23 protein-coding genes are annotated in these 26209 nt (G+C 32.7%); 14 read left to right on the top strand and 9 right to left on the bottom strand.

Annotated elements, in window-relative coordinates; all coding sequences use genetic code 11:
- Positions 1–188 precede the first annotated feature (188 nt).
- The gene (locus B4H69_RS03245; protein ID WP_280045563.1) at positions 189–515 is read right to left on the bottom strand and encodes a tRNA-binding protein; all 327 of its coding nucleotides are present in this window, start codon (positions 513–515) and stop codon (positions 189–191) included.
- A gap of 615 nt (positions 516–1130) precedes the next feature.
- Between B4H69_RS03245 and B4H69_RS03240 the strand changes: the two genes are divergently transcribed.
- The 6 genes from B4H69_RS03240 (at position 1131) to ftsY (ending at position 6336) form a co-directional block, all read left to right on the top strand.
- On the top strand, positions 1131–2774 hold the full coding sequence (locus B4H69_RS03240) for a M1 family metallopeptidase (protein ID WP_280045554.1): 1644 nt from the start codon (positions 1131–1133) through the stop codon (positions 2772–2774).
- 142 nt (positions 2775–2916) lie between these two features.
- Positions 2917–4572: an apolipoprotein N-acyltransferase gene (gene lnt, locus B4H69_RS03235; protein WP_038337063.1), complete on the top strand. Its 1656-nt coding sequence runs from the start codon at positions 2917–2919 to the stop codon at positions 4570–4572.
- An 82-nt stretch (positions 4573–4654) separates the two neighbouring features.
- The gene (rpmB, locus tag B4H69_RS03230) at positions 4655–4891 is read left to right on the top strand and encodes a 50S ribosomal protein L28 (protein ID WP_038337064.1); all 237 of its coding nucleotides are present in this window, start codon (positions 4655–4657) and stop codon (positions 4889–4891) included.
- Positions 4892–4902: 11 nt separating this feature from the next.
- Entirely contained in the window at positions 4903–5085 is a 183-nt protein-coding gene (gene rpmG / locus B4H69_RS03225) for a 50S ribosomal protein L33 (RefSeq protein ID WP_038337065.1), read from the top strand.
- Between the two features lie 14 nt (positions 5086–5099).
- The gene (locus B4H69_RS03220) at positions 5100–5249 is read left to right on the top strand and encodes a DUF4295 domain-containing protein (protein WP_084106961.1); all 150 of its coding nucleotides are present in this window, start codon (positions 5100–5102) and stop codon (positions 5247–5249) included.
- 124 nt (positions 5250–5373) lie between these two features.
- Positions 5374–6336, top strand: coding sequence for a signal recognition particle-docking protein FtsY (ftsY, locus tag B4H69_RS03215; protein ID WP_038337066.1), 963 nt, complete (start codon positions 5374–5376; stop codon positions 6334–6336).
- Positions 6337–6584: 248 nt separating this feature from the next.
- Here ftsY and B4H69_RS03210 read toward each other — a convergent pair whose 3' ends face one another.
- Complete coding sequence (locus tag B4H69_RS03210; RefSeq protein ID WP_152606180.1) at positions 6585–7019, bottom strand: hypothetical protein; 435 nt, start codon at positions 7017–7019, stop codon at positions 6585–6587.
- Positions 7020–7134: 115 nt separating this feature from the next.
- Here B4H69_RS03210 and B4H69_RS03205 point away from each other — a divergent pair, with 115 nt between their 5' ends.
- A complete protein-coding gene (locus B4H69_RS03205) occupies positions 7135–9225 on the top strand; it encodes an outer membrane beta-barrel protein (RefSeq protein ID WP_291092695.1) in 2091 nt (696 codons plus the stop codon).
- 123 nt (positions 9226–9348) lie between these two features.
- Here B4H69_RS03205 and B4H69_RS03200 read toward each other — a convergent pair whose 3' ends face one another.
- Positions 9349–10410 (bottom strand): acyl-CoA reductase, encoded by a 1062-nt coding sequence (locus tag B4H69_RS03200; RefSeq protein ID WP_038337070.1) that lies wholly within the window; start codon positions 10408–10410, stop codon positions 9349–9351.
- A gap of 62 nt (positions 10411–10472) precedes the next feature.
- Between B4H69_RS03200 and B4H69_RS03195 the strand changes: the two genes are divergently transcribed.
- A complete protein-coding gene (locus B4H69_RS03195; RefSeq protein ID WP_038337081.1) occupies positions 10473–10823 on the top strand; it encodes a 4Fe-4S dicluster domain-containing protein in 351 nt (116 codons plus the stop codon).
- A gap of 194 nt (positions 10824–11017) precedes the next feature.
- Here B4H69_RS03195 and gldG read toward each other — a convergent pair whose 3' ends face one another.
- From gldG to B4H69_RS03175, 4 genes are read right to left on the bottom strand one after another with little or no spacing between them, the layout of a single operon-like run.
- A complete protein-coding gene (gldG, locus tag B4H69_RS03190) occupies positions 11018–12685 on the bottom strand; it encodes a gliding motility-associated ABC transporter substrate-binding protein GldG (RefSeq protein ID WP_038337082.1) in 1668 nt (555 codons plus the stop codon).
- Positions 12686–12689: 4 nt separating this feature from the next.
- Positions 12690–13418: an ABC transporter permease subunit gene (locus B4H69_RS03185; RefSeq protein ID WP_038337071.1), complete on the bottom strand. Its 729-nt coding sequence runs from the start codon at positions 13416–13418 to the stop codon at positions 12690–12692.
- A gap of 1 nt (position 13419) precedes the next feature.
- The gene (locus B4H69_RS03180) at positions 13420–13965 is read right to left on the bottom strand and encodes a CopD family protein (RefSeq protein WP_038337072.1); all 546 of its coding nucleotides are present in this window, start codon (positions 13963–13965) and stop codon (positions 13420–13422) included.
- Between the two features lie 40 nt (positions 13966–14005).
- The gene (locus B4H69_RS03175) at positions 14006–14848 is read right to left on the bottom strand and encodes an SAM hydrolase/SAM-dependent halogenase family protein (RefSeq protein WP_038337073.1); all 843 of its coding nucleotides are present in this window, start codon (positions 14846–14848) and stop codon (positions 14006–14008) included.
- A gap of 76 nt (positions 14849–14924) precedes the next feature.
- Between B4H69_RS03175 and B4H69_RS03170 the strand changes: the two genes are divergently transcribed.
- A complete protein-coding gene (locus B4H69_RS03170) occupies positions 14925–15899 on the top strand; it encodes a PhoH family protein (protein WP_038337083.1) in 975 nt (324 codons plus the stop codon).
- A gap of 67 nt (positions 15900–15966) precedes the next feature.
- On the opposite strand, the gene B4H69_RS03165 is transcribed toward B4H69_RS03170, so the two are convergent.
- Positions 15967–16140: a hypothetical protein gene (locus tag B4H69_RS03165; protein ID WP_160279611.1), complete on the bottom strand. Its 174-nt coding sequence runs from the start codon at positions 16138–16140 to the stop codon at positions 15967–15969.
- A gap of 461 nt (positions 16141–16601) precedes the next feature.
- Between B4H69_RS03165 and B4H69_RS03160 the strand changes: the two genes are divergently transcribed.
- Positions 16602–19514, top strand: coding sequence for a VIT domain-containing protein (locus B4H69_RS03160; RefSeq protein ID WP_052218008.1), 2913 nt, complete (start codon positions 16602–16604; stop codon positions 19512–19514).
- Positions 19515–19602: 88 nt separating this feature from the next.
- Here B4H69_RS03160 and B4H69_RS03155 read toward each other — a convergent pair whose 3' ends face one another.
- Complete coding sequence (locus B4H69_RS03155) at positions 19603–21129, bottom strand: YifB family Mg chelatase-like AAA ATPase (protein ID WP_038337074.1); 1527 nt, start codon at positions 21127–21129, stop codon at positions 19603–19605.
- A 107-nt stretch (positions 21130–21236) separates the two neighbouring features.
- On the opposite strand from B4H69_RS03155, the gene B4H69_RS03150 reads away from it, so the two are divergent.
- The 4 genes from B4H69_RS03150 to B4H69_RS03135 all read left to right on the top strand — a co-directional run bounded on the left by B4H69_RS03150 (position 21237) and on the right by B4H69_RS03135 (position 25426).
- On the top strand, positions 21237–21710 hold the full coding sequence (locus tag B4H69_RS03150; RefSeq protein ID WP_038337075.1) for a cytidine deaminase: 474 nt from the start codon (positions 21237–21239) through the stop codon (positions 21708–21710).
- Between the two features lie 56 nt (positions 21711–21766).
- Positions 21767–22771: a pyruvate dehydrogenase (acetyl-transferring) E1 component subunit alpha gene (gene pdhA / locus B4H69_RS03145; RefSeq protein ID WP_125349669.1), complete on the top strand. Its 1005-nt coding sequence runs from the start codon at positions 21767–21769 to the stop codon at positions 22769–22771.
- A gap of 5 nt (positions 22772–22776) precedes the next feature.
- The gene (locus B4H69_RS03140) at positions 22777–24381 is read left to right on the top strand and encodes a pyruvate dehydrogenase complex dihydrolipoamide acetyltransferase (RefSeq protein ID WP_291092681.1); all 1605 of its coding nucleotides are present in this window, start codon (positions 22777–22779) and stop codon (positions 24379–24381) included.
- 103 nt (positions 24382–24484) lie between these two features.
- Positions 24485–25426, top strand: a complete 942-nt coding sequence (locus tag B4H69_RS03135; protein WP_291061908.1) for a YihY/virulence factor BrkB family protein — start codon at positions 24485–24487, stop codon at positions 25424–25426.
- Positions 25427–26209 lie beyond the last annotated feature (783 nt).

Here is a 26209-nt window from a genome sequence, read left to right as displayed (position 1 = left end):
AAAAATGATGCTACAACAGAATAGTCAATCTTTGTGCCAACGTAGAAAATGGTGACATCTCAATTTTTAAAATGTCATGTTGTCAGATTATGATGAATGATTTGATTATTTATCGATAAAAAAGTCAGTTTATTGATTGATAAAATGTCAGCGTTAAATTATATTTAAACTTTATCTTAATCTCAGTCTTACCCAATCTTACTTCCGTTTTCTACTTTTCGTTCGGGATTCAAAAGAATAACATCGTTATTATTTCCATAAACACCCATTACGAGACATTCGCTCATAAAAGTGGCAATTTGTTTTTTCGGGAAGTTAACTACAGCCATTATTTGTTTTCCAATCAATTCTTCTTTGCTATAAAGCGACGTAATTTGCGCCGAACTTTTCTTGATTCCTAACGGACCAAAATCAATTTCTAATTGATAAGCAGGATTTCTTGCTTTCGGAAAATCATTTGCACTGATAATTGTTCCAATTCTCATATCAACTTTTTCGAAATCTTGCCAAGAAATTGTTTCAGTATTATTTTCAGGTTTTGGTTCTTCTTTTGGTTTATTTTCTTTGTCGTAAATTGTTTGTAGAATTTTTTCTAAATCCGTTTTTTCATCTGCATATTTCGTTTTCAAGTCATCAGGCATTCGGTTGTAATACGTCAAAGCTTTTTCGCCAAACTGCTTGATATAAAAATCGGTCAATGGTGGAACATTTGGAAATCGTCTATGAAAAATCATTTCTGTATATGCTTGCCATTCGCGTTCTTCTCGCAATTCGATTTGATTTTCGCCCGAACGTTGAAAAACATGTACCATTTCGTGCATCAAAACGTTAGAAAGTAATACCAAATCAAAATCCAGAATGTTACGTGGAACCCGAATAGTAATTCCAGTTTTTTCTTCGCCTTCTGCAGTCAATAAAAAACCTTTTGGATCGACTTCTTCTCGAAACGTAAAACCTGTAAAAGCACTATGTTTTAATTTTAATTCATCTAAAATTTCGTACAATGCTTCAACGATTAAGTGATTATTTTTTAAATAATTTATTCTTTCTTTAAATTTTTCTGTAATCATAGCTTTTTGGCTTATTTATCAAATATATAATCTTATTTTTGATATGTTTTAAAAATGACTATGAAGAAATTAGTACTATTACTTGGCTTGATCTCGATAACAACAAATGCACAAGTACTTAATAATAAACAAGAGTTTACGCGACAAGATTCGCTTCGCGGAACGAATAATGAATTCCGAAATTGGTGGGATGTCAAAAAATATAAAGTAAGTGTAGAGCCAGATTATCAGTCAAAATCGATAAAAGGAAAAACGACAATTACCTTTGATAAAACTGCTCCTCAACAATCAGATTTATTGCAGATAGATTTACAAGATCCGATGATGGTTTCGGCTGTAAAATTGAATGGAAAGAAAATTTCTGATTTCAAACGTGATGGGAATGTTTATTTTATTAATGTCGGAAAAAATATCAAGAATACTTCAAATCAATTAGAATTAGAATATAATGGAAATCCTCGTGTTGCAGTGAGAGCACCTTGGGACGGCGGTTGGATTTTTGCAAAAGATGAAAAAGGTCGCGATTGGATGTCTGTTGCGGTACAAGGTCTGGGTGCAAGTGCTTGGTTTCCGAACAAAGATTATTTAGGTGATGAACCAGATAATGGAATGGAATTGGAAATTATAGCTCCAAAAGATTTGGTTGGAGTTGGTAATGGACGATTAGTTTCTAAGAAAGAGAAAAATGGTAAAACAATTTCTAAATGGAAAGTTGTCAATCCGATCAATAATTATAACATTATTCCATATATCGGACATTATGTCAATTTTAAAGATACTTTTGAAGGTGAAAAAGGTAAATTGGATTTAGATTATTATGTGTTAGATTATAATATAGATAAAGCAAAATCGCAATTTGAACAAGCAAAATTAATGTTGAAAAGTTTCGAACATTGGTTTGGACCTTATCCTTTCTACGAAGATTCTTTCAAGATTGTAGAGGCGCCGCATTTGGGAATGGAACATCAATCTGGTATTGCGTACGGAAATAAATTTGCAAATGGTTATTTGGGTCGAGATTTATCAGGTTCTGGTTGGGGATTGAAATGGGATTTTATCATCGTTCACGAAGCTGGTCACGAATGGTTTGGGAATAATATTACCGAAAAAGATGTGGCAGATATGTGGATTCACGAAGCGTTTACGGCTTATTCGGAAACGTTGTTCACAGAAACTTATCATGGAAAAGATGCGGCAAGCGAATATGTGCGTGGAACGAGAAAGGCAATCCAAAATGATATTCCAATTATCGGCGTGTATGGCGTAAACCAAGAAGGTAGTGGTGATATGTACTATAAAGGTGCAAATATGATTCACACGTTGAGAACTTGGATGAATAATGATGAAAAATTTAGACAAATGTTACGTGGATTAAATAAAGAATTTTATCATCAAACTGTAACTACAGAGCAAATTGAAAATTATATTGCGAAGTTTTCTGGATTAAATTTGAATACTTTTTTCAATCAATATTTAAGAACAATTAAAGTACCGACTTTAGAACTTAAACAAAGTGGAAATAAAGTTGAATATCGTTATACAAATGTTGTGGATGGATTTGCAATGCCTTTGCGATTGAAAGATTCTGAAGTAACAATCAATCCAACGACTAATTGGCAAACGATTAATAACTCAACGATTACAAGAGCGATTGATGTAACAATTAATCCAAATTATTATATTGACACACATATTATATATTAAAACTGAATGAGATATTGAAATGAGTTCAATATGACAAAGAAAGTCTACCTGAACTTGTTTCAGGTTCTCATCCAAAATGATTTATAAAATATTCCAAACAAATATCATCGGTTATTGAATGATGAAATTATAAATTTGTGACATGAAAAAATATATTGCATACGCAATCTTATCGGGATTATTATTAACAGCAGGTTGGCCATCGCACGGCTTTCCATTGTTATTATTTATAGGATTTGTACCCTTGATGTTGGCAGAACATCAAATCACGCAACGCGCAGAATTCAAGAAAAAAGGACGCAAAATTTTCGGACTTTCGTTTTTAGCTTTCTTTATTTGGAATGCGATTGTAATTTGGTGGTTGCATTATGCACAAGAAACGGACGCGAATGGAGATTTGCACAATTCGTGGAGCGCTTATTTGATTCCAGTTGTGGCGAATTCCTTGTTTATGTCAATTGTTTTTCAGTTGTATCATTTCGTTAAAACCAAAGCTGGTAATCTATATGGATTGGTTTTTCTTCCTGCGATTTGGATGAGTTTTGACAAACTAACCTTGAATTGGGAACTAACTTGGCCTTGGTTTAACCTTGGAAATGGTTTTGCAAAATATTACGAATGGGTGCAATGGTACGAGTACACAGGAACTTTTGGAGGAGCACTTTGGATTTGGTTAGTTAATATTACAGTATTCTATTATTTGACGGCTTATATTAATAAGAAAGAAATGAGATATCTAAACAAATTAGGTATTTACGCTGGATTATTAATCGCTGTTCCAATTGGTATTTCTTACATTATTTATGCGAATTACGAAGAAAAAGGAAAAGCGCTTGATGTGTTAGTTCTTCAGCCAGATCTTGATCCTTACAACGAAAAGTATATGAAAGATGGTTTGCAGATTTATGACGAATTGAAACAATTGGCATTGAAAAATATTCAACCAAAAACTCAATTTGTTGTTGCACCAGAAACTGCCGTACCTGGATCATCTGCCTTGATTTTTGATAATATGTATGATGATTTAATTATACAAGACATTCAGCAATGGACAAAAACCAAAAAAGATTTACATTTTGTAACAGGAGCATCTATCATGCGAATTTATCCAATGCAATCTTTAGCATCGGAAACAGCATCTGTTATGAGAGATGGAATTACGTGGTACGACGCTTATAACTCGGCTTTGCAGATAAGTGGAAACGATTCAATAGAAGTTTATCATAAGAGTAAATTAGTACCTGGAGTAGAAATTTTTCCATATCGAAACATTTTAATGCCAATTATTGGAGAATTTATGCTTAACTTTGGCGGCACAACAAAAACGTTGGGGATTCAACCTCATCGTTCTGTTTTCAAGAATAAAACAAACAACGCTACTGTTGCTCCGGTTATATGTTACGAATCTATTTACGGAGACTATACGACAGAATATGTGAGAGAAGGCGCAAATGTTATATTCACAATGACCAACGATTCTTGGTGGGGCTCTACCGATGGTCATCGTCAATTACTATTATATGGTAATTTGAGAGCTATTGAAAATAGACGCGCTATCGTTAGATCTGCAAATTCAGGTATTTCGGCTTTCGTTAATCAGCGAGGAGATATAATGAAGTCTTTACCATATGGAGAGCAGGGTGCCTTAAATGGTACAATTTTAATGAATAGTGAATTAACGTTTTATACAAAATATGGCGATGTAATCGCGAGGATAGCGCTGTTGGTAATGGGAATTATCTTGGCTTATACTCTTGCGCAGAAGTTGTTATATAAACAAAATAAGAAAAAAATATAAAATTAATAACCTAAAGAGTTGTATAAGTAATATATAATTTGTTACTTTGCACTCCGTTTAAAATAGGACAATACAAAATAAGATGTCAAAAATTTGTCAAATTACAGGTAAGAAGAGATTAGTGGGAAACAATGTTTCTCATGCTAATAATAAAACAAAACGCACTTTTGAAGTGAATTTGTTCAAAAAGAGATTTTTTATGCCAGAAACTGGTGAGTGGATTACATTAAGAGTTTCTGCACACGGTTTAAAAACAATCAACAAATTAGGAGTTGATGAGGCTGTTAAACGTGCACGTAAAGAAGGTTTAATCAAATAATTTAAGACACCATGGCAAAAAAAGGAAACAGAGTACAGGTTATTTTAGAATGTACAGAGCATAAAGAAAGTGGTATGCCAGGAATGTCTCGTTATATCACAACTAAAAACAAAAAAAATACTCCAGATCGTATTGAGTTGAAAAAATACAACGCAGTATTGAAAAAGTATACAATTCACAAGGAGATTAAATAATAAAATTTTAGACGATGGCAAAGAAAACGGTAGCAACCCTACAAACTGGGTCTAAAAAAATGACCAAAGTTATCAAAATGGTAAAATCTCCAAAATCTGGAGCTTACGTATTTGTTGAAAAAGTAGTTAACGCTGATGAAGCAGATTCTTTCTTCACGAAATAATCAAATCATCTCCTTAACAAAAAATATTTAAGGTTAATTGAGCTGCCTCGTTTTCAGGGCGGCTTTTTTATTTCCTTATATTTTATGTATCTTCGTACAAAATTTTAAGAAATTTAGCTTATTAATGAGTTGGTTCAAAAAGATATTAGGTAAAGAAAGCAAAGAAAAATTAGATGAAGGATTAGAAAAATCTAAAACTTCTCTATTTGATAAAATCAGTCGTGCTGTAGTAGGTAAATCTAAAGTGGACGATGAGGTTTTAGATGATTTAGAAGAAGTATTGATTTCTTCTGATGTCGGTGTTGAAACAACGATCAAAATTATTCGTCGAATAGAAGAACGTGTAGAACGTGATAAATATGTTTCGACTTCTGAGTTAGATTTAATTCTTCGCGAAGAAATTGCAGGCTTACTTTCCGAAAACAATATAGAAGATACAAACGGTTTTTCGATTCCGAAGAAAGATGTACCATACGTTATTATGGTGGTTGGAGTAAATGGAGTTGGAAAAACAACGACGATAGGTAAATTGGCTTCTCAGTTCAAATCGCAAGGACTTAAAGTGGTTCTTGGAGCAGCAGATACGTTTCGTGCGGCGGCTGTAGATCAATTAGTAATTTGGTCGGAGCGTGCAGGTGTGCCAATTGTAAAACAAGCAATGGGTTCTGATCCTGCTTCGGTTGCATTTGATACCATTCAGTCGGCAGTTGCGCAAAATGCAGATGTTGTTTTGATTGATACAGCAGGACGTTTGCACAACAAAATTAACTTGATGAACGAGTTAACAAAAATAAAACGTGTAATGCAAAAGGTAATTCCAGATGCGCCTCACGAAGTTTTATTAGTGTTAGATGGTTCTACAGGTCAAAATGCTTTTGAGCAAGCAAAACAATTTACACAAGCAACAGAAGTATCTTCTTTAGCAGTTACAAAATTAGATGGAACAGCAAAAGGAGGAGTGGTAATTGGAATTTCAGATCAATTTAAGATTCCAGTAAAATACATTGGTGTTGGTGAAGGAATCAATGATTTACAAGCTTTCAATAAAATGGAGTTTGTCGATTCTTTCTTCAAACGTAATAATTAAGAAATTCAATTTCAATAAAATATAAATCCTTCAAGAAAAACTTGAAGGATTTTTTTATTTAACTAATTTTATATTATTGATATATAGTTTTAAAAAAAATAAAATTAGATATATAATAATTTTCATCAAAGATGAAAAACTATGAGTGAACTATTGATTTCTATATAAAATATTCATCTATATTCTATGTATCTATGTGGTGATTTATTCAAAAGTTTAAACAAGTTAAGTGTAACACATAATTTAGCTTAATAAACCACCTTAATATATTCTTTATAAAACTTTTTGTTTTTATTTTCTTTCTTCGAAATAGTTTTTAGAAACTCGTTTAAATATTCTCTAAAAGGAGAATCTTTCGCTAAAGCATCTTGTTTTTTACTCGTCAAAACCTGAACAGTTCCGTACATTTCTTCATCATTTTCTACGCTCGATGCAATCAAAGTAAAAGTTTCATTGGCTTCATTAATGATGTTTTTATTCGACCAAACTAACAACGGTTGATTGTTTTCGTTGTACAAAACATTGTCCCATTTTCCTAACCAATCGTATAGCATTTTTTTAGCAACCAAAGGCGTTTGAAAACTTTCGACACGATATTCTGTCAACGAACGTTCGGCTTGTTCTTGCGCATATAATAAATTGAAACTTGTGAAAAGTGCGATAAAAAGAAATAATTTTTTCAAACTCAAAAATCTTGTTTAGCGTAAAGTTATCAAAAATAATTGCAATTCTTATGTAACTTATTTGTTCTTCATGCGTCATTTAAATATACACTAACTCTTAATAGAAGAATTAACCATGAAGAAATTTTTTGTACTTGCTGTTACATTGTCAGGAATTTTTGCTTTTGGACAAGACGAAAAGCAAGATTCAACGGACTATAATCCAATTGAAATAGAAGAAGTTTTAGTTCAATCGCAACGCAAAAAAATGTTTGCGGACAAAGCAGTTTATACGTTTGATAAAGAAGCGTTGGAAAAGGCGCGTTACGCAAAAGATTTGTTGAATACGTTACCAGAATTACAAGTTGATCCAATTTCGAATACAATACAGAGTACAAAAGGTGGAACGACTTTGTTGTTGATTAATGGAATTGAAGCAACAGATAATCAAATTCGTGCCTTGAAACCGCAAGATGTAGTGCGTGTAGAGTATTTTGATATTCCACCAGCGCGTTATGCAAATCGTGCAGATCAGGTGGTGAATTTGATTACACGAAAACCAGAAAATGGTTATGTGTACGGAGCTGATCTCACTTCGGCGTTTACAACAGGTTTTATAAATGGTTCTGCTTATGCGAATTTTACGAAAGGAAAAAATAACTTTGGATTAGAGTATAACATCTATCTAAGAGATTATAAAGATCGTACTTCGATGAATATTTATGATTATAACTTAAATAATATTCATTATAGAACAGAAAATCAGCGCAACGAATATTTTGGATATACGGATCAAACAATTGCATTGCGATATACCAATTCGGATTCGGATAAATATGCTTTTCAAGCAAAGTTGGATATGAATATCAGTTCGAGTTTTGCTTATGCAAATGGAAAAAGTTTGTTCTATCAAAATAGTTTATTAGAGAATCATTCGACTTACAAACATTCTAATTCTAATTATTCAAAACCAACATTAGATCTTTATTATTCGAGAAAATTAGGAAAGAAAGATGACCTAAGTTTAAATGTAGTAGGATCAATGTATACAACCAAATCGATTGACGAAACTCGCGAATGGGAAACTTTATCAGGTGCGGAACAATATAATTATCTGACAAATTTAGAAGCTGATCAAAAAGGAATTGTAGGAGAAATAGCGCATACGCATAGTTTCGAGAAAGGAAAATTAAATTCTGGTTATCGAATTTCAAATAATTCAATTGATAATAAATTAGAAAACTTAAATGGACCTTCGAATAATAAAGTAAATTATTTAGAACAATATATCTATTCGGAATATTCAGGAAAAGCGAAAAAGCTGTCGTATCGTTTAGGTGTTGGATTAACGAATGTTCATAATAAGAATGAAGATACAAACACAGATACGCGGACGTTTACGCCAAAATTAGTATTGGGTTACGAATTAGCGAAGAATCAAAATTTACGTTTTTCGAGTTCGTATAAACCAACAAGTCCTTGGAATTCGGCATTGAGTAAAAACGTGATTCAGGTTGTGGAAAATATTACACAAGAAGGAAATCCGTATTTAACCATTCAGAAATCTTTTGGAAATAATTTAATTTATTCCTTCAATTCAAAATATTTTGATTTAAATACAAATGCATTTTATCATTATACAAAAGATCCGATCAATCAATTGTATTTGCAAAATATCATCAATGGAAATGTAGAAGGTTATAAATTAACGTACGAAAATGCTCAAAATTCGCAACGTTACGGTGTTCAAATTACAGGTTCTATCAAACCTTTCGGAACAGATATTTTAACGGTAAAAGTAAATGTAGCGCCAGCAACAGAGCGTTTCAAAACGAAAGATGGTAGAATTTTGAAGAATGATTATATCGGAAATTATTTTGCATTATCATCTGTTTACAAAAACTTTCGTGTAGATTATCAATTTAATATTCCGTATTACACGTTGGGCGGAGCTTTGTTGTACACACAAGAAAACATGAACCATGCTTTTGCGAGTTATAAGTACAATAATTGGACTTTTTCTACTGGAATGTATTGGATTGGAATGCCATCGACTTACAAGCAAAAAACGATGGATAAACAATATGTGGATTATTCTCGTGTAGGAAAAATTTGGGACAACAAATCGATGTTTGTCGTTGGTTTGAGTTTTGATTTTGCTACAGGTAAAAAAACAAATATCAACCGAAAATTGGAAAATGAAACTGCAGGAGCAGCAACGTTTTAATAAATAAAAAGAGAATCCTTAGGATTCTCTTTTTGTTTATTATAATTTGGATGCGATGTTGAAACGAGTTCAACAAGACATATTAATTGTTTTTAATAAGTATAAATTTTAGCTTTCTAATATCTACAACTCCGCCAAAAATTTCAGCGTATCAATATTATCGGCGTAATCAGTTAATTTTGGGAATTGAGTTTGCCCAAATTCAACATAATTCAGATTATCTTTCATATCATTTCCAACCACACATTGTATTTGATCTTCATTTTCGATCAAATAATTTTTTACATCATTTATATCTTTATAAACTTCAAAATTTACAACTGCAATAGGAGAATGTAAAGCTGTGTCTTTTTTCATTAGAACAAAATTATTGTCTAAAAATTCATCTTTTCCTAACAAAAATATAGCACGATTGTAATCGTAATTATTTGCATATTTAGGATGATTAATCACATTACCATAAGAAAAAATAGCTTCGAATATTTTTGGTAATTGTGCTTCATCTTTTACATAAAGTTTGGTTACATTTCGGCAACCTAATCCAAAATAAATGAATAAGTCGTTACCCAATTTTTTCAATTCTTCATCAGTTTCCGAACCATTTAATACAGCAACCGAAGTTCTGTTTTTACGAATAATGTTAGGAACTTTACCAAAATATTGTTCAAAATAACGTGCCGTGTTATTGCTTCCAGTTGCAATAACTGCATCATAATTTTCTAATCGTTCAACAGTTTGAATAATCAATTTGAAATTTTCATCAATCGAATACAAATATTTTATAGCTAATTTGATTAATTTATCATCTTTTGATGAAGTTTTAATCAAGGCATTATTTCCAGAAATAACAACAGAAAGCAAATCATGAAAACCAACCAAAGGTAAATTTCCTGCCATTATAATTCCGACATTTTTTGGCGTTTCAGCAAATGGATAATCTTTCGTCCAAGCCAATAAATTTTCTTCCGTTAAAGCTTCCGCCCAACTTTTCAAGGCTAACGTAATATTTTCTTTTGTAAACCAATTGTTGTAGGCTTCTGCATCGCTCACCGCATATTCAGCTTCTTCTTTCCAATTCTCGAATTTTTCTGTCAGTTCGGCGTCTTTAATTGAATCATTATTTATAATAAAATTAAAAAACTGCCCCAATTCGTTAAATGCTGAAATCCTTTGTTCAAATGTCATTTTTTCTGAAAATTAAATGTAATTTTGTAGTTGCAAATGTAGGAAATAAAAAAACAGATACAATGGCTATAATTATTACAGATGAATGTATAAATTGTGGAGCTTGTGAGCCAGAATGTCCAAATAACGCGATTTATGAAGCTGCGGTAGATTGGAAATATTCTGATGGAACTTCTCTTAGCGGGACAATTGTAAACGTAGACGGCGCAACTTATGACGCTGATGCGGTGCAAGATCCTGTGAGTGATGAGGTTTATTACATTGTTCCCGATAAATGTACTGAATGTAAAGGTTTCCACGAAGAACCACAATGTGCGGCAGTTTGTCCAGTGGATTGTTGTGTGCCTGATGATAACCACGTAGAAAGCGAGGAGCGCCTTTTGAGCAAAAAAGCGTTTATGCACTTAGAGTAAAATCGTCACAACTTTACATATAAAAACCTCTCAAATTGAGAGGTTTTTTGTTTTTGGGTAATCCCTTCGGGCGGGCTTTTCGTTCCAATCTTTTTCTCAAACTTCGACTTTGCTCAGTTATCAAAAAGGATTTCGACTTCAATCCCTATTGCATTTTATTAATTTTCGAAACTCGAGCTTCGAAATTCGTTTTTTTAAGAATATCTTTTCTTTCTAATCCAAAATCCAATTCCAGCGAACAAGCCAATAATAGCAGTTGGAACAAGTAAATTAATCATTTGCCAAGTCGATTTTTCTTGTAAAACAGTCGTTTCACTTAACAACGGAATTTCTAATTTACGATTACGTAAAGCCAAGAAATCAGAATCGCCTAATAAATAATCCATCGCATTCATTACAAATGTTTGGTTGGCGTATGTTTTTGGTTTTCCATCTGGATTATCTGGACGAACCGAAAATTTATTTTCTCCTAATTGCATTGGAACTCCTCTCCACAAAGCATTTTTCAAAACATCTCCGTCCGAAATGACTATCATTTTTCCATCGGTAGTTTTCGGTTTGAAATTTGGAAATTCTTTACGTTCGTAACGCGAAGCATAAGCCGAATTGAAATTACCTTCTAACAAAACTGCCATCGGAATTTTACCCATTTTATATTCTTCAGGATTCTCGATTTCTACTTCGTTTAATTGAATATAATTTAAAGCAGGTTTCAAACTTGATTGTTCAGAAGAACTCAATAAAACCGTTTGCTTAATATTTGGATTTTTTAGTAATTCGATTGGATTTGCAAATTGGAATAAAACAGGATCGATTGAACTTGTAATTGGGTTTTCTTCTCCTTTAATTCCTAACTCAAAATAAGGCCAATTGTAATAATTGTAACTTGTATTTCCTGCCGTTTCACCATCAGCCAAAACAATTTGCGCCCCATTCATATCCTTTATAACAGCCGGATGAATGCGAACACCATAATTGAATAAGAAATCATTTAACTTCAAATCTCTTGGAAAAGCAACGATTTTTCCACTTCGGAAAATAGAATCCATTTCAGCATCGACAGTTTCCACAGCCATCATCATTTTTCCACCATTCATGATATATTGATCCAAAACCAATTTATCCATATCAGAAAAAGGTAATGTAGGTTTTGCGATAATTAACGCATCAAAACGTTTCAAACTATCCAAATCAGAAGTTTGTAAAGTAAACGATTTGTTTGCAATTGGATTAAGGTAGATCTCAACATCATATTTTTCTGACAAAGCAGAACCTAATCCTTGAATATTAGCTTCTGGTAATTCATCATGATGAACGATAAAACCAACTCGTTTGCGCTCAAAATTGGTTGCTTTCTGAATTTTTTCGGCAAATAAATATTCTAATTTTTCTGTTGAAGCCAATGCTAACTTTTCAAATGGAGTAGAAGGATCATTGACCAAAACCTCCATATAAGTCGATTTGTCGCCGTAAGTTAATTTTGCATACGGATAAACATTCAAAATTCCTTTGTCGGTTTTAATCGGAACTGGAGCCAATTTATTTTGCTCTAATTCGGCTTGTCCTAAATCGACAGGATCAACAAAAGAATACGAAATGTTGCTATTTTTTTCGCGAAGTTCGTCTAATAAAAACTGAATTTCGTTCTTCAAAATTCTGTAATCGCCCGTTAAATCTCCACCCAAAAGAATTTCAATTTTAAGCGGTTGTTTTACATTTTCTACCAATTTTTCGGTTGTAGAAGTTAACGTAAAACGTTTGTCTTTCGTCATGTCAATTCGCGTATAAACAAATTGAGCGATGATAAAAAGCGCGATAAATGCGATGAAAGTAATTAGATGTTTTTTGTTTAATTTTTTCATGGCACTATTTTTTATTTTCAAGATTAACAATTGAAATTTGATTCAGAATTCCAATCAAAATCAAAAAGTAAAGTAAATCTCGTGTGTCAATAATTCCTTTCAAAAACTGGTTGTAATGTGTAAAACTTCCAATTTTTTGAACATAGAAATCCATCGAACCAAGTAAATTATAAGACGCTAAACTTTCGAATCCATAAAAAATAATGAAGCAAAAGAAAACCGCCAAAACATAAGCCATTACTTGATTTTTGGTGATAGATGAAGTAAATAAACCAATTGCTGCGAATAAACTTCCTAAAAAGAAAAGTCCTAAATAGCCAGAAAAAATTGTTCCGTAATCTAGTTCTTGTTCAGGCATCAAAAATTCTTGCAACGTAATTGTGAACAAGAAAGTTGAAAGCAGACAAAAAACGACAACTGAAACGACTGCTAAATATTTGCCCCAAATAATTTGGTTATTTTTTATAGGTAGTGTGAATAACCACAATAATGTGCCATTTGCTTGCTCTTCCGCGATTAATTTCATGGTTAAAGCAGGAATCATGAATAGAAAAATCCAAGGTCCGACAAAGAAAAAACTATTTAAAGTTGCATTTCCTGTATTGAAAACATTGAATTCGTTATCAAAAAACCAAAGGAACAAAACCGAAACGATAACAAATGTCGCGGTTGCTAAATAGGCGGTGAAGCCTAAATAAAAATTGGAAAACTCTTTTTTGAAGATCGTCCACATGTTATTTTTTATTATTACGATTAATTAAACGCACAATAAGCATAAGTAGTATACCACAACCAAAGAAACTGACAATTGACCAATACCAATCTCGACCAAAATCTGTTTTTTGAATTACAGCAAACACGATAACAAATAATAAAATTGTTGCCAATTCATTCATCATTCGCAGTTGAACAGAAGTGTATTTGAAAACTTTATTTTGGATTTGTTTCAACGTTCGCCAACACCAAAAATGATAAATTAATAAAACACTTATCATCCCCAATTTACTTTTCATCCAAGGCATATGCAACAAACCTTGATTTTTGTAAAGCATATTCAATCCCATTGTGATCAAAATAACCAAAGCAGGAGCGGTAATTACATTCCATAATTTTTTCTCCATGTAGGTATATTGATCCTGCAAAATTGATTTTTTTGGTTCTTCCATTTGTTGTGTTTCTGTATGATAAATCATCAAACGAACAATGTAAAATAAACCAGCAAAGTAACTTACCACGAAGATAACGTGTATTGCTTTGTATATTAAATAATTATAAGTCATATAGTTATTGTAAACTCTCTAATACTAAATTTTCTCAGCGTTAATTTTCAAATTCAATTGTAATTGTATCGTTTTTCTTCAATCCCATTAACTGATTTGCACCTCCTGATATCGTTGGATTACTTTTGTAAAGCGTAACTTCTAAAAATCCTGCCGAATTAAACAAACACAATGTTCGCCCAAAAGCTTGCACTTCTTTGTTAAAATCTTGCACAACTTCGTTGTAATGCTCATAAATAACAGTAATATCGGTCATCGAGAAATCTTTCTGACGAAGCAAAATTTTATATTTTCTGTCTTGTGCAATTTCATCGAAAAAATCTTTCGAAATATTACTCACAACATTCCCAAAATGATCAATATAAATCACATTTCCTATGATAAATTTATCATCGCGATAAATTGGTTTCAACTCATTCAATTGCTTCATTTCGGTACGTTTGTTCCCTAAAAGAGCAGGAACTCCGCCGCGCGCCAAGTGACATGCAACTGGCACAAAACAATTTTTCATTGGAAATAGACTGTCTACTCCTTCTGGATAAGCGGTGATTTCGTAAATTTCTTCTGGTTGATTTTTTTGACAAATCAAGGATAAAATTCCATTATCTGCACAAATAAAATAATGATGATTGATTAATGCACAAATCGGCTTCTGATAAGGCGTGCTTAAGGCATTAATACCAATAATATGTATAGTTCCGTCGGGAAATTCCTCGTAAGAATTACGAATGATATAGGCAGCTTCAGATAAATCATAAGGATTAACATGATGCGAAATATCTACAATCGTAACATCGGCCAATTCCTTTAGAATTGCGCCTTTAACGCTAGAAACAAAGTAATCTTTGACTCCAAAATCCGATGTTAATGTAATAATTGCCACTATTCTCTAATAATTAGCAAATATATTGTTTATTATTCTTTATTTTTGTGTAAGTGAACCAAAAAAACAATCTCATTTGACAGAAATTAATATTGAATTAGCCGAAATTAATGCTCAAGATTTTTATGGTGCTAATAATGAACATCTAAAAAGAATCAAAGAATATTATCCAAAATTAAAGATTGTTGCTCGCGGAAGAGAGTTGACAGTATTTGGAAATGAAGATGTTCTGAAAGTATTTGACCAAAAAATGCAACGAGTAATTCAGCATATTCACAAATACAATCGACTATCTGATCGCGAACTAGAAATCATTATGACCGAAGATAATAATGAAATGCTTCAAATGAAAAAAGAAGATGAAATTATTGTACACGGTGTAAATGGTAAAATCATCAAACCTCAAACGCCTAATCAACAAAAGCTGGTACAAACTGTTTACAACAAAGACATGGTGTTTGCAATTGGACCTGCTGGTACGGGAAAAACCTATACGGCTGTTGCGTTGGCGGTACAAGCGTTGAAGAACAAAGAAGTTCGCCGAATTATTATGACGCGTCCTGCTGTAGAAGCTGGAGAAAATTTAGGTTTTTTACCAGGTGATATGAAAGATAAATTAGATCCATATTTACAACCTTTGTACGATGCGTTGAAAGATATGATTCCGTTCGAGAAACTTTCGTCTTATACCGAAAAAGGAGTAATAGAAGTTGCGCCTTTAGCATTTATGCGTGGTCGAACGTTGGACGGAGCTTTTGTAATTCTTGATGAAGCACAAAATACAACCTATGCTCAGATGAAAATGTTTTTGACGCGTATGGGAAAAAATTCTAAATTTATTATCACTGGAGATCCTGGTCAGGTCGATTTACCACCAAAACAAAAATCTGGTTTACGTGAAGCGATTAATATATTGAAAGATGTAAAAGATATCGGATTTATTTATTTGGATGATAAAGATGTTGTTCGACACAAAATTGTTCGCGAAGTCTTGAAAGCTTACAAAGTGAGTGAAGATAAAGAGCGAGAGAAAATAGATATAAAAAAATAAATCAAAAAGCCAATTGTTTCTAAGAGCAATTGGCTTTTCGATTTAATATTTATGGCAGAATATTAAATTATTCTTTTAGTGGATTAGTTTTTAAAGTAAAACCTAAAATGTTAAATGCTAATCCTATTGGCAAAATCATTCCTGGAATTAAGCTCATTCTATTAGAATCAGAAAATTCTAAGATTAATAAAATTGAAGTTAATATTAAAACTAATCCCGTTATATATAATATGTTTTTCATTTTATTATAAATTGTAATTCAATCAAATATAATGATTTATTTCTAATTTTTGTAAAAAATATTCGATTCTAAAATCAAGTTAAGAAAGATAATTTTGATAATGCGAATCAAGTAAATGTCATTCCGATAAAGGAGGAATCTAAATTTAATGCGAAGCTGAACTGAATTCCGCTTGACAGGCTTGTTAAGTCATCCTGAACTCGTTTCAGGATCACATTATTTTATGATAAATTAAAGATAGATTCTTCACTTCGGTATCGCTTCGTTCTGAATGACAAAACCTAAAAAAAATATCTCCTTGAGGAGATTATAGAGGTGTTTTTTTTAATGACAATTGAGTTTGCATCATTTTATAAGAGGAATCAAAAATAAATTTACCACTCAAAACTCAATACTTAAAACTTTTTTCCATCAACCAACCTTTTTGTAATTTGTTGCATCTAACTTACAAATCAAACAATATGAAAAAGTTATTTTCTTTTTTCTTCGTTTTTGTTGGAATGTTTTTTTCTACAAAAATAAATGCGCAACATATCCGAATTGGATTTCCGCGTATCGAAATAGGTGAACGTCCAGACGAAAATTCTGTGAGTTTGCAATCGATGGATGTACAAGTTGAGATTTTTGGAAATTTAGCCAAAACGACAACAACTTTAGTTTTTACGAATTCGTCAAGTCGAAATCTCGAAGGGAATTTAGTTTTCCCTTTGCCCGAAAACACGACTGTTAGTGGATATGCAATTGATATTAATGGAAAATTGCGAAATGCAGTTCCCGTTACAAAAGCGCGTGCGGTTGAGGTTTTCGAAAGTATTCAGAAGCAAAATATCGATCCCGGAATCATCGAAAAAGTAGAAGGAAATAATTTCCGAACTCGTATTTCTCCGATTCCAGCAAAAGGTTCGCGTACGATTCAGTTGTCGTATTACCAAGAATTAAAATTGGATAAATCTTCATATCAATATCATTTGCCTTTAGATTCTTCGAAGAAGATTGCGAAGTTTAATTTGACAACAAAAGTGTTCAATGCTGCTGGAAAACCACAATTGGTAGAAACGCCAGATGGTTCGTTCAATTTTTCTGAAAATAGTAATATATATGAAGCAAATTTGTCGAAAACAGATTTTACACCTAAAAAATCATTAATTATTAATCTTCCAAAATCTCCGAATAATGTAGAATCTTTTGTTCAGAAAAATGTAGATGGTTCGGTTTATTTTTATGCGAATTTATTGGTTGATGCAAAATCTCAACCTAAAGTTTGGTCGAAAAATATCGGAATAATTTGGGATAATTCGTTAAGTGGTTTGAAACGAAATCATCAAAAAGAATTAGAATTTTTAGATAAAATTATTTCTCAACAAAAAAATCTAAATATTGAAGTTTCGTTGTTGAATATTTCTTTGGAAAAATCGAGATTGTTTCAAATTAAAAATGGTGATTGGTCTGAATTGAAAAAATATTTGGAAAATGTGACATATGATGGAGGAACAAATTATGCAAAAATTCTTCCAACAAATCTGAAAGCAGACGAATATCTATTGTTTTCGGACGGGATTTCGTCTTTTGGCTCGAATATTTTTAACATAGATAAACCTTTTTATACGATTGCGTCTTCGCCGACTTCTAATTATGGTGTTTTGAAAATGATTGCGCAAAAAGCTGGTGGAAAATTCATCAATCTTAATGAAAATTCTGTAGAAAATGCGTTCAAACAAATCAATGAAAGTTCGGTTCAATTCTTAGGAATTATCAACAATACAGCAGGAGAAGTTTACCCAATTTCGACAAATTATGTGAGTAATGGAATTTCGATTGCGGGAATTTCTCAGTATCCAAATGCAAAATTAACGATGATGTTTGGACGAAATGGAAAAGTGGAATTCAACAAAGAATTGGATTTGAGTAAATCAACTCAAAATCTTGAAATTAGTAAAATTTGGGCGCAAAGTAAAGTGAATTATTTGGAATTGAATCCAGAGCAAAATAAAACAGAGATAGAAGAAATTGGGAAACAATTTTCGATTGTAACATCGAATACAAGTTTAATTGTTTTGGAAAATGTTTCGGATTATGTAAAGTATAAAATCAATCCACCAGCGGAATTGCAAAGTGAATTTAATAAATTATCGAAACAAGGTTTTGAACAAAAAGAAACTCGAAAAGCTGATTTGTTGAAAAATGCAATTGCGAAAGCAAAGGAATTGAAAGAGTGGTGGAAGAAAGATTTTAAATATGTAAAACCGAAATATCCAAAACCTGTTGCGGATTCTACAACTTATTTAGAAGAGACTGCGCAAGTGAATATGGTAATGCCAGAACCAAGAGCTATGGCTGCAATGGAAGTTAGAACTGAAGGAAGTCCAACTACAACATCTAATATGAGAATTAGAGGAGCGTCAAGTTTGAGTAATTCTGTTGATAAAAAAATGAAGGATGAATCATCTGCTTCGGTTCCAGAAATTAAAATAGTCAATGTAAAATCGGATAAAGGATACATGAAGTTGATAGAAGCGTCTAAAAATCCATATCAAACTTATTTAGATTTGAGAAAAGATTATGCCGAAACGCCTGCGTATTATTTTGATGTGGCAACATTTTTCTTTCAGAAAAAAGAAAGAGAAACTGGTCTTAAAATTTTAAGCTCGATTGCAGATTTAGGATTGGAAGATGCCGAGTTGTATAAAATGTTAGCATACAAATTGAAAGAAATTGAGGAATATCAAACCGAATTATTTATCACGAAAAAAGTCTTAGATTGGCGACCTTTTGATGCGCAAAGTTATCGAGATTATGCGTTGGCGTTGCAAGATAATGAGCAATATCAATCGGCTTTAGAGTATTTATATAAAGTATTAACGAATGATTATTCAGTAGAAATTGCCAATCGGGATCGCGATATTACAGAGATTATTGTTCCTGAAATTAATAATTTGATTTCGCTTCATCGCAAAGAATTAAACTTATCAAAAATTAATAAAGATATCATTGCAGAACTTCCAGTTGATATTCGTGTGGTGATGAATTGGAACAAAGATATGACGGATATTGATTTGTGGGTGACCGATCCAAATGGCGAAAAATGTTTCTACGGACATCGTACAACTGCGATTGGAGGGCGAATGAGCGAAGATGTAACGCAAGGCTTCGGACCAGAACAATTTATGTTAAAAAAAGCGATCAAAGGAAAATATAAAATAGAAACGAATTTTTTCGGAGAAAGACAGATGAGTATTTCGGGACCGACAACTATTTCGGCAGAGATTTACTTGATGTATAGCTCAGGAAAACAAGTGAAGAAAATGATTACTTTCCAAAATAATAAGCCAAATTCTGGTGGCGAAGGAATTTTGGTTGGTGAATTTGAATTTTAGTAAATGGAAAAGGAATCTTGAAAGAGATTCCTTTTTTTTGCATAACGCATAACGCATAACGGGGTATACATTCTACATTTTACAACAATCACATCCACTGATTTCGATCCAAACTTCTGTACTGAATCGCTTCGCTAATATGTTTCGAAAGAATAGTTTCAGAATTATCTAAATCCGCAATTGTTCGTCCAACTCTAATAATTCGGTCATATGCACGAGCAGAAAGATTTAATTTTTCCATAACAATTTTGATTAAATTCTTCGAATGATCATCTAAATCACAAAAAGCATCCAATTCTTTTGGTCCCATTTGTGAGTTATAGTGAACTTTTGTGTTTTCAAATCGTTTGGTCTGAATATTTCTTGCATTAATCACACGTTCACGAATCACAGCACTTTTTTCGCCACGACGTTCTTGCGACAAATCATCAAACGGAACAGGATTCACTTCTATATGCAAATCAATTCGGTCTAAAAGTGGTCCAGAAATTTTATTCATATAACGTTGCATTTCCGCTAAAGAGGAAGTGTTGTTCGGATCATCCATAAAATAACCGCTCGGACTTGGATTCATGGAAGCAACTAACATAAAACTCGCAGGGTAATTCACCGTGAATTTTGCCCTCGAAATTGTGACTTCTCGATCTTCCAAAGGTTGACGCATAACTTCTAAAACAGTTCGTTTAAATTCGGGTAATTCATCCAAAAACAAAACACCATTATGCGCCAAAGAAATTTCGCCAGGTTGTGGATAAGAACCGCCGCCGACTAAGGCCACGTCAGAAATAGAATGATGCGGACTAGAATAAGGACGACTCACAATGAGTGATTTGTTAGATAATTTTCCAGCAACGCTATGAATTTTTGTCGTTTCGAGCGCTTCTTGAATAGTCATTTTAGGAAGAATAGAAGCAATTCGTTTGGCTAACATTGTTTTTCCACTTCCTGGAGGACCAATCAAAATAATGTTATGACCACCTGCAGCAGCGATTTCCATCGCGCGTTTTACATTTTCTTGACCTTTTACATCCGCAAAATCGAAAGGATAATTATTCATTTCACTAAAAAAATAATCATCTAAATTGACTTGATGAGGTTGCAAAATAATTTCTCCGTTAAAATAATCAACAACTTCTCTGATGTTATCAACCGCAAAAACATCGATTCCTTCTACAACTGCTGCTTCGTCTGCATTTTGTTTGGGTAAAATAATTCCTTCGAAACCTTCTTCTTTTGCTTGTATTGCAATCGGTAAGGCTCCTTTTATAGGTCGAAGAGAACCATCGAGCGATAATTCGCCCATCATTATATATTTGTTCAGTTGTTCAGAATTTACTTGCTCAGAAGCTGCTAAAATTCCAATTGCGATGGGTAAATCATAGGCAGAACCTTCTTTTTGTAAATCTGCTGGCGCCATATTAATCGTGATTTTTTTACCAGGTAATTTCAAATTAGAATTTTTTAGTGCAGCATTTATCCTAAAATTACTTTCTTTTATTGCGCTATCGGGCAAACCAACCAAATGATAACCGACACCTTGATCAATATTAGCTTCCACAATAATGGTTTGTGCGGAAACTCCGAAAATAGCACTTGCAAAAATTTTCACTAACATAAAATATTTTTTTATAAATTTACTTCCTTTTTCTATTGAATAAAATAGCTGAGAGGATTTAAGTATTTAATAATTAATTAAATAATACACTTTGGTGTAAATTCTATATGAAAAAAGAAAAATATTCTTTTGAATTTGAACGATTCGAGAGTAAATCTGAGCTTGCAGCAGAACAAAAAAAAGTAGTAGAAGAGGCTTATGATATTTCGTTGAATGCATATGCGCCTTATTCTAATTTCAATGTTGGTGCATCTGTTCAATTAGAAAATGGAGAAATTTTTTCGAGTTCAAATCAAGAAAATGCTTCGTATCCAGTCGGGACTTGTGCCGAAAGAGGTTTATTGGCTTATGTAAATGCAAACTTCCCAAATATTAAGATTGAAAAATTGGCTGTTTCTACGCCAAATGTCAATTATCCATTGCCTCCATGCGGGATGTGTCGTCAATATATTTTAGAGATTGAAAAGAAACAATCGCAACCAATCGAAATTATTTTATCTGGAAAAGAAGGTGATGTTTTGGTGATAAATTCTGCTAAAGATTTGCTTCCATTGCATTTTACTGATGAATTTTTAGGGTAGCAATTTTGTACACTAAATAGATTAGTTTAAATTTGTTCCAACGGAATTGTGCAATTATGGAAAAATTAACGCAAGAAACGTACCTACAATGGTATCGTGATATGACTTTTTGGCGTCGCTTCGAAGATAAGTGTCGTTCATTATATTTAAAGCAAAAAATTAGAGGTTTCTTACATTTATACAATGGACAAGAAGCTTTACCAGCTGGTTTTATTCATGCAATGAAACCTGGTGTAGATCATGTGATTACTGCTTATCGTTGTCACGTTTGGCCTATGGCTTTGGGTGTAGATCCAAAACGTATTTTGGCTGAATTATGTGGTAAAGAAACAGGAACTTCTCATGGTTTAGGAGGATCTATGCACGTTTTCAGTAAAGAACATAATTTTTATGGTGGACACGGAATCGTTGGTGGACAAATTCCATTAGGAGCAGGAATTGCTTTTGGTGATAAATTCTTCAACCGCGATGGTGTTACAATCTGTTTAATGGGAGATGGCGCAACTCGTCAAGGGACATTACATGAAACATTTAATATGGCGATGAACTGGAAATTACCAGTTGTTTTTGTTTGCGAAAACAATCAATACGCTATGGGAACTTCTGTTTCTCGTACTGCTAACCACGAAGATATTTGGAAATTAGGTTTAGGATACGAAATGCCTTGTATGCCTGTAGATGGTATGGATCCTGTAAAAGTTGCAGAAGCAGCTTACGAAGCTATTGAAAGAGCGCGTCGTGGAGATGGACCAACTTTCTTAGATGTACGTACATATCGTTATAGAGGTCACTCTATGTCTGATGCTGAGCCTTATCGTACAAAAGAAGAGGTGGAAGAGTACAAACAAGAAGATCCAATCTTGAATGTTGAGAATCATATCTTAGTAAACAATTGGGCAACTAAAGAACAATTAGATGCAATTATTGATGAAGTAAAAGTGATGGTAGAAGAATGTGCAGAATTTGCAGAAAACTCTAACTATCCAGAAGAACACGTAATGTATGATTATATCTATTCAGAAGAAAATTATCCATTCTTAGATAAAATCGAAAACAACTAAAAACCATGGCAGAAATTATTACAATGCCTCGCTTAAGCGATACAATGGAAGAAGGAACTGTTGTAAAATGGCACAAAAATGTAGGAGATAAAGTTGCTGAGGGTGATATCTTAGCAGAAATCGAAACAGATAAAGCAATCCAAGAATTCGAATCAGAATTTGACGGAGTATTATTATATCAAGGTGTTGCAGAAGGTGTATCAACAAATGTTGATGAGATTTTAGCAATCATCGGAAATGAAGGAGAAGATATTTCAGGTTTAATTGGAGGTGGAGCAAAAGCAACTACTGAAGTGAAAGAAGAAAAATCAACTCCCAGCGAAACAAAAACAGAAGAAGCAAAACCTGTTGCAGAAATTCCTGCAAATGTGGAAGTAATTACAATGCCTCGTCTTTCTGATACAATGGAAGAAGGAACTGTAGTTGTTTGGCACAAAAATGTTGGAGATCAAGTTGCGGAAGGTGATATTTTAGCAGAAATTGAAACAGATAAAGCAGTGCAAGAATTCGAATCAGAATTTGATGGTATTTTATTATATCAAGGAGCTAAAGTGAACGAGCCTGCACCAGTAGATTCTGTTTTAGCAATTATTGGTGAAGCTGGTACTGACGTTTCTGCAATTGTAGCAAACGGAGGTAAAGTTGCTGCACCAGCAGTTTCTACAGATGTTGTTGATGACGAAAAACCAGTAGTTGTACAATTAGATGTAAATAATAAGGTTGAAGAAACTTCTTCTTCTGATCGTATTTTTGCATCGCCATTAGCAAAAACAATTGCAAAAGATAAAGGAATTAATTTAGCAGAGGTGAAAGGTTCTGGTGATAATGGACGTATCGTGAAAAAAGATATCGAAAATTATCAACCATCTGCTCAACCAAAAGCGGAATCAAAATCTGAATCAGTTAAACCAGCTCAAACTTTTGTTTCTGGAGAAGATAAAGTGATTCCAAATTCTCAAATGAGAAAAGTTATCGCTAAACGTTTGGCTGAATCTAAATTTACAGCTCCTCATTATTACTTAAATGTAGAGTTGGATATGGATAATGCGATTGCTGCGCGCAAACAATTAAACTCGGTGCCTGATACGAAAATTTCATTCAACGATATGATTGTGAAAGCATGTGCAATGGCTTTACGCAAACATCCAGCTGTTAATTCTACTTGGACAGATACAGAAATTATTCAACATGGAGATATCAATATCGGTGTGGCAGTTGCTGTAGAAGATGGTTTATTGGTTCCTGTTGTTAAAAATACAGATCAAAAATCATTTGCTCAAATTTCTGCTGAGGTCAAAGATTATGCAGGTCGTGCAAGAGATCGCAAATTAAAAGCAGATGAAATGGAAAAATCAACATTCTCTGTTTCAAACTTAGGTATGTTTGGAATCGAATCATTCACATCGATTATCAATCAACCAAACTCTTGTATCCTATCAGTTGGTTCAATTATTCAAAAACCAGTTGTAAAAGACGGACAAGTTGTAGTTGGTAACACAATGAAATTATCTTTAGCTTGTGATCACAGAACAGTAGACGGATCAACAGGTGCACAATTCTTACAAACATTAAGAATGTACATCGAAAATCCTGTTACAATGTTAGTGTAAGCTAAGATTTAATATATTTTTTTAAAGACCATTCATCGAATGGTCTTTTTTTTGTTATAGATTTTATGAATTTGTATCTTTAATCTCTAAAGTAATTAATTTAATGAAGCAACTAAAATTCTACTTTAATATTTTAAAACAGACAATTGTTGAATTTGGTGAGGACCGAATTATGAAATTGAGTGCTTCGTTAACTTATTACGCATTGTTTTCACTTTCACCATTAATTCTGATTGTAATTTCCAGTGCAAGTTTATTCTTTAAGAAAGATGCTATCGAAAACCGAATGTTTTATGAGCTTAAAAATATTGTTGGTCCAGATGTCGCTTTAGCTGTACAAAATTTTGTTACAAATTCTACCATTTCAGGAGATAGTTCGCTTGCTTTATATATAGGTATCGGAATTTTGATTTTTGGTTCTACAACAATGTTCACCGATATGCAAGATAGTCTCAATCTTATTTGGCGTGTCGAAGCAGTTCCTCGTAGAGCTTGGTTGAAATTTGTAATAAATAGAGGGCTTTCATTTTTGATTATCCTTTCATTAGGAATAGTTTTAATAGCAACAGTAATATTAAATAGTATATTAATGAGTTTTGGAGAAGAAATTTTCAGTCTTTTCGAACTCGATACCATTATGACGAAGACCACAGTTATTCTTCTTAATAATACATTGAGTATTTCAATCTCGATTTTGATATTTTATATTCTCTTCAAGATTCTTCCCGATGCACGTATCAAAGCAAAACAAGCTTTTGTAGGAGCGTTTTTTACGGCGATTCTATTCTTTATTGCAAAATATTTAATTGGTATTTATATCGCAAACTCCAAATATTCTACCATTTTTGGATCGGCAGGTTCGTTGGTTATTCTTTTGTTGTGGATTTATTATGTTGCAACAATTCTATATTTCGGCGCAAAATTCACAAAAGTATTTGCCGAAGCCAAAGGTTACCCTATTATTCCAAAACGAAATGCGAAGCTCAGAAAAGTATCTTTTATTGATCATATTGCAGAAAAACACGATTACGAAAGTATCGATTAATAATAGATGAATGATTTTTCTTGAATAAACAATTGTCGCGAAGCGACAATTTCACCCGAGTCGATAACCACAAAGTATCCGCTGTTGCTTTGCTTAAATCAGCAAACCATCATCGTCTAATCATCCTTTGCAGTAAAAACTAAAGTTTATTCTGTAGTACTGAATTTGTTTCAGTATTACATTCTATTAATAATTAAAGAAGAGTTATCTTAATTTAACGAAATTTAAAACGACCATTCAATAAAAAGGCGTTCATAAATGAAAAGTTCGAAGCGAAGAAAAAGATTTAGCCGATAGGTTTTTAAATCTTTTCGCGCAGAATGCTTCATTTTAGCCTTTTTGTTGAGGTCTTGATTTTAATACCCAAAATCATCTCATGATTTTTCCTCTTAATCTCAAATGTTTTTTTATCAAGAAAAAAATGAAAGTAAATATTAATTTTTTACATAAATCTCTCTATTTCGTCTGCCGTTTAGCGTAATCCGTCAAACATTTCAAAAAATATTTTCCATTGTACCAATAACTTAAGGAAAGAATGTAAAATAAAAGTAAAGTATGTTTGGAAAAACGAATAATCCAGCCGTATATTTGCAATCCCAATACGAAAGACGAGTAGTATTGTAGTTGACATAAGGACTTATATAGCGACAAAAATTATTTAAAAATAAATTTGCGAGTTTAGAAATAAGCATTACCTTTGCAATCCGATTCCGAAAGGGGGGGGTGGGAGTAAAAGTAAGAATTGACTTATTGAAATAAAAGCTTTAAAATTTATCAAAATAA

Source organism: Empedobacter sp. UBA6745 (assembly GCF_002453775.1).
Classification (GTDB): Bacteria; Bacteroidota; Bacteroidia; order Flavobacteriales; family Weeksellaceae; genus Empedobacter; species Empedobacter falsenii_C.
Note: the sequence above shows the minus strand (reverse complement) of the source record. Positions and strands in the feature narration are given on the sequence as shown.

What these genes read in the sequence shown, in the direction of transcription:
- B4H69_RS03195 (WP_038337081.1), top strand. Translation starts at nt 10,473, where the DNA reads ATGGCTATAATTATTACAGATGAATGTATAAATTGTGGAGCTTGTGAG.
- B4H69_RS03205 (WP_291092695.1), top strand. Translation starts at nt 7,135, where the DNA reads ATGAAGAAATTTTTTGTACTTGCTGTTACATTGTCAGGAATTTTTGCT.
- B4H69_RS03150 (WP_038337075.1), top strand. Translation starts at nt 21,237, where the DNA reads ATGAAAAAAGAAAAATATTCTTTTGAATTTGAACGATTCGAGAGTAAA.
- rpmG (WP_038337065.1), top strand. Translation starts at nt 4,903, where the DNA reads ATGGCAAAAAAAGGAAACAGAGTACAGGTTATTTTAGAATGTACAGAG.
- lnt (WP_038337063.1), top strand. Translation starts at nt 2,917, where the DNA reads ATGAAAAAATATATTGCATACGCAATCTTATCGGGATTATTATTAACA.
- B4H69_RS03185 (WP_038337071.1), bottom strand. Translation starts at nt 13,418, where the DNA reads ATGTGGACGATCTTCAAAAAAGAGTTTTCCAATTTTTATTTAGGCTTC.
- gldG (WP_038337082.1), bottom strand. Translation starts at nt 12,685, where the DNA reads ATGAAAAAATTAAACAAAAAACATCTAATTACTTTCATCGCATTTATC.
- B4H69_RS03155 (WP_038337074.1), bottom strand. Translation starts at nt 21,129, where the DNA reads ATGTTAGTGAAAATTTTTGCAAGTGCTATTTTCGGAGTTTCCGCACAA.
- B4H69_RS03165 (WP_160279611.1), bottom strand. Translation starts at nt 16,140, where the DNA reads ATGAAAAACATATTATATATAACGGGATTAGTTTTAATATTAACTTCA.
- B4H69_RS03135 (WP_291061908.1), top strand. Translation starts at nt 24,485, where the DNA reads ATGAAGCAACTAAAATTCTACTTTAATATTTTAAAACAGACAATTGTT.
- B4H69_RS03180 (WP_038337072.1), bottom strand. Translation starts at nt 13,965, where the DNA reads ATGACTTATAATTATTTAATATACAAAGCAATACACGTTATCTTCGTG.
- rpmB (WP_038337064.1), top strand. Translation starts at nt 4,655, where the DNA reads ATGTCAAAAATTTGTCAAATTACAGGTAAGAAGAGATTAGTGGGAAAC.
- ftsY (WP_038337066.1), top strand. Translation starts at nt 5,374, where the DNA reads ATGAGTTGGTTCAAAAAGATATTAGGTAAAGAAAGCAAAGAAAAATTA.
- B4H69_RS03220 (WP_084106961.1), top strand. Translation starts at nt 5,100, where the DNA reads ATGGCAAAGAAAACGGTAGCAACCCTACAAACTGGGTCTAAAAAAATG.
- B4H69_RS03160 (WP_052218008.1), top strand. Translation starts at nt 16,602, where the DNA reads ATGAAAAAGTTATTTTCTTTTTTCTTCGTTTTTGTTGGAATGTTTTTT.
- B4H69_RS03200 (WP_038337070.1), bottom strand. Translation starts at nt 10,410, where the DNA reads ATGACATTTGAACAAAGGATTTCAGCATTTAACGAATTGGGGCAGTTT.
- B4H69_RS03140 (WP_291092681.1), top strand. Translation starts at nt 22,777, where the DNA reads ATGGCAGAAATTATTACAATGCCTCGCTTAAGCGATACAATGGAAGAA.
- B4H69_RS03240 (WP_280045554.1), top strand. Translation starts at nt 1,131, where the DNA reads ATGAAGAAATTAGTACTATTACTTGGCTTGATCTCGATAACAACAAAT.
- pdhA (WP_125349669.1), top strand. Translation starts at nt 21,767, where the DNA reads ATGGAAAAATTAACGCAAGAAACGTACCTACAATGGTATCGTGATATG.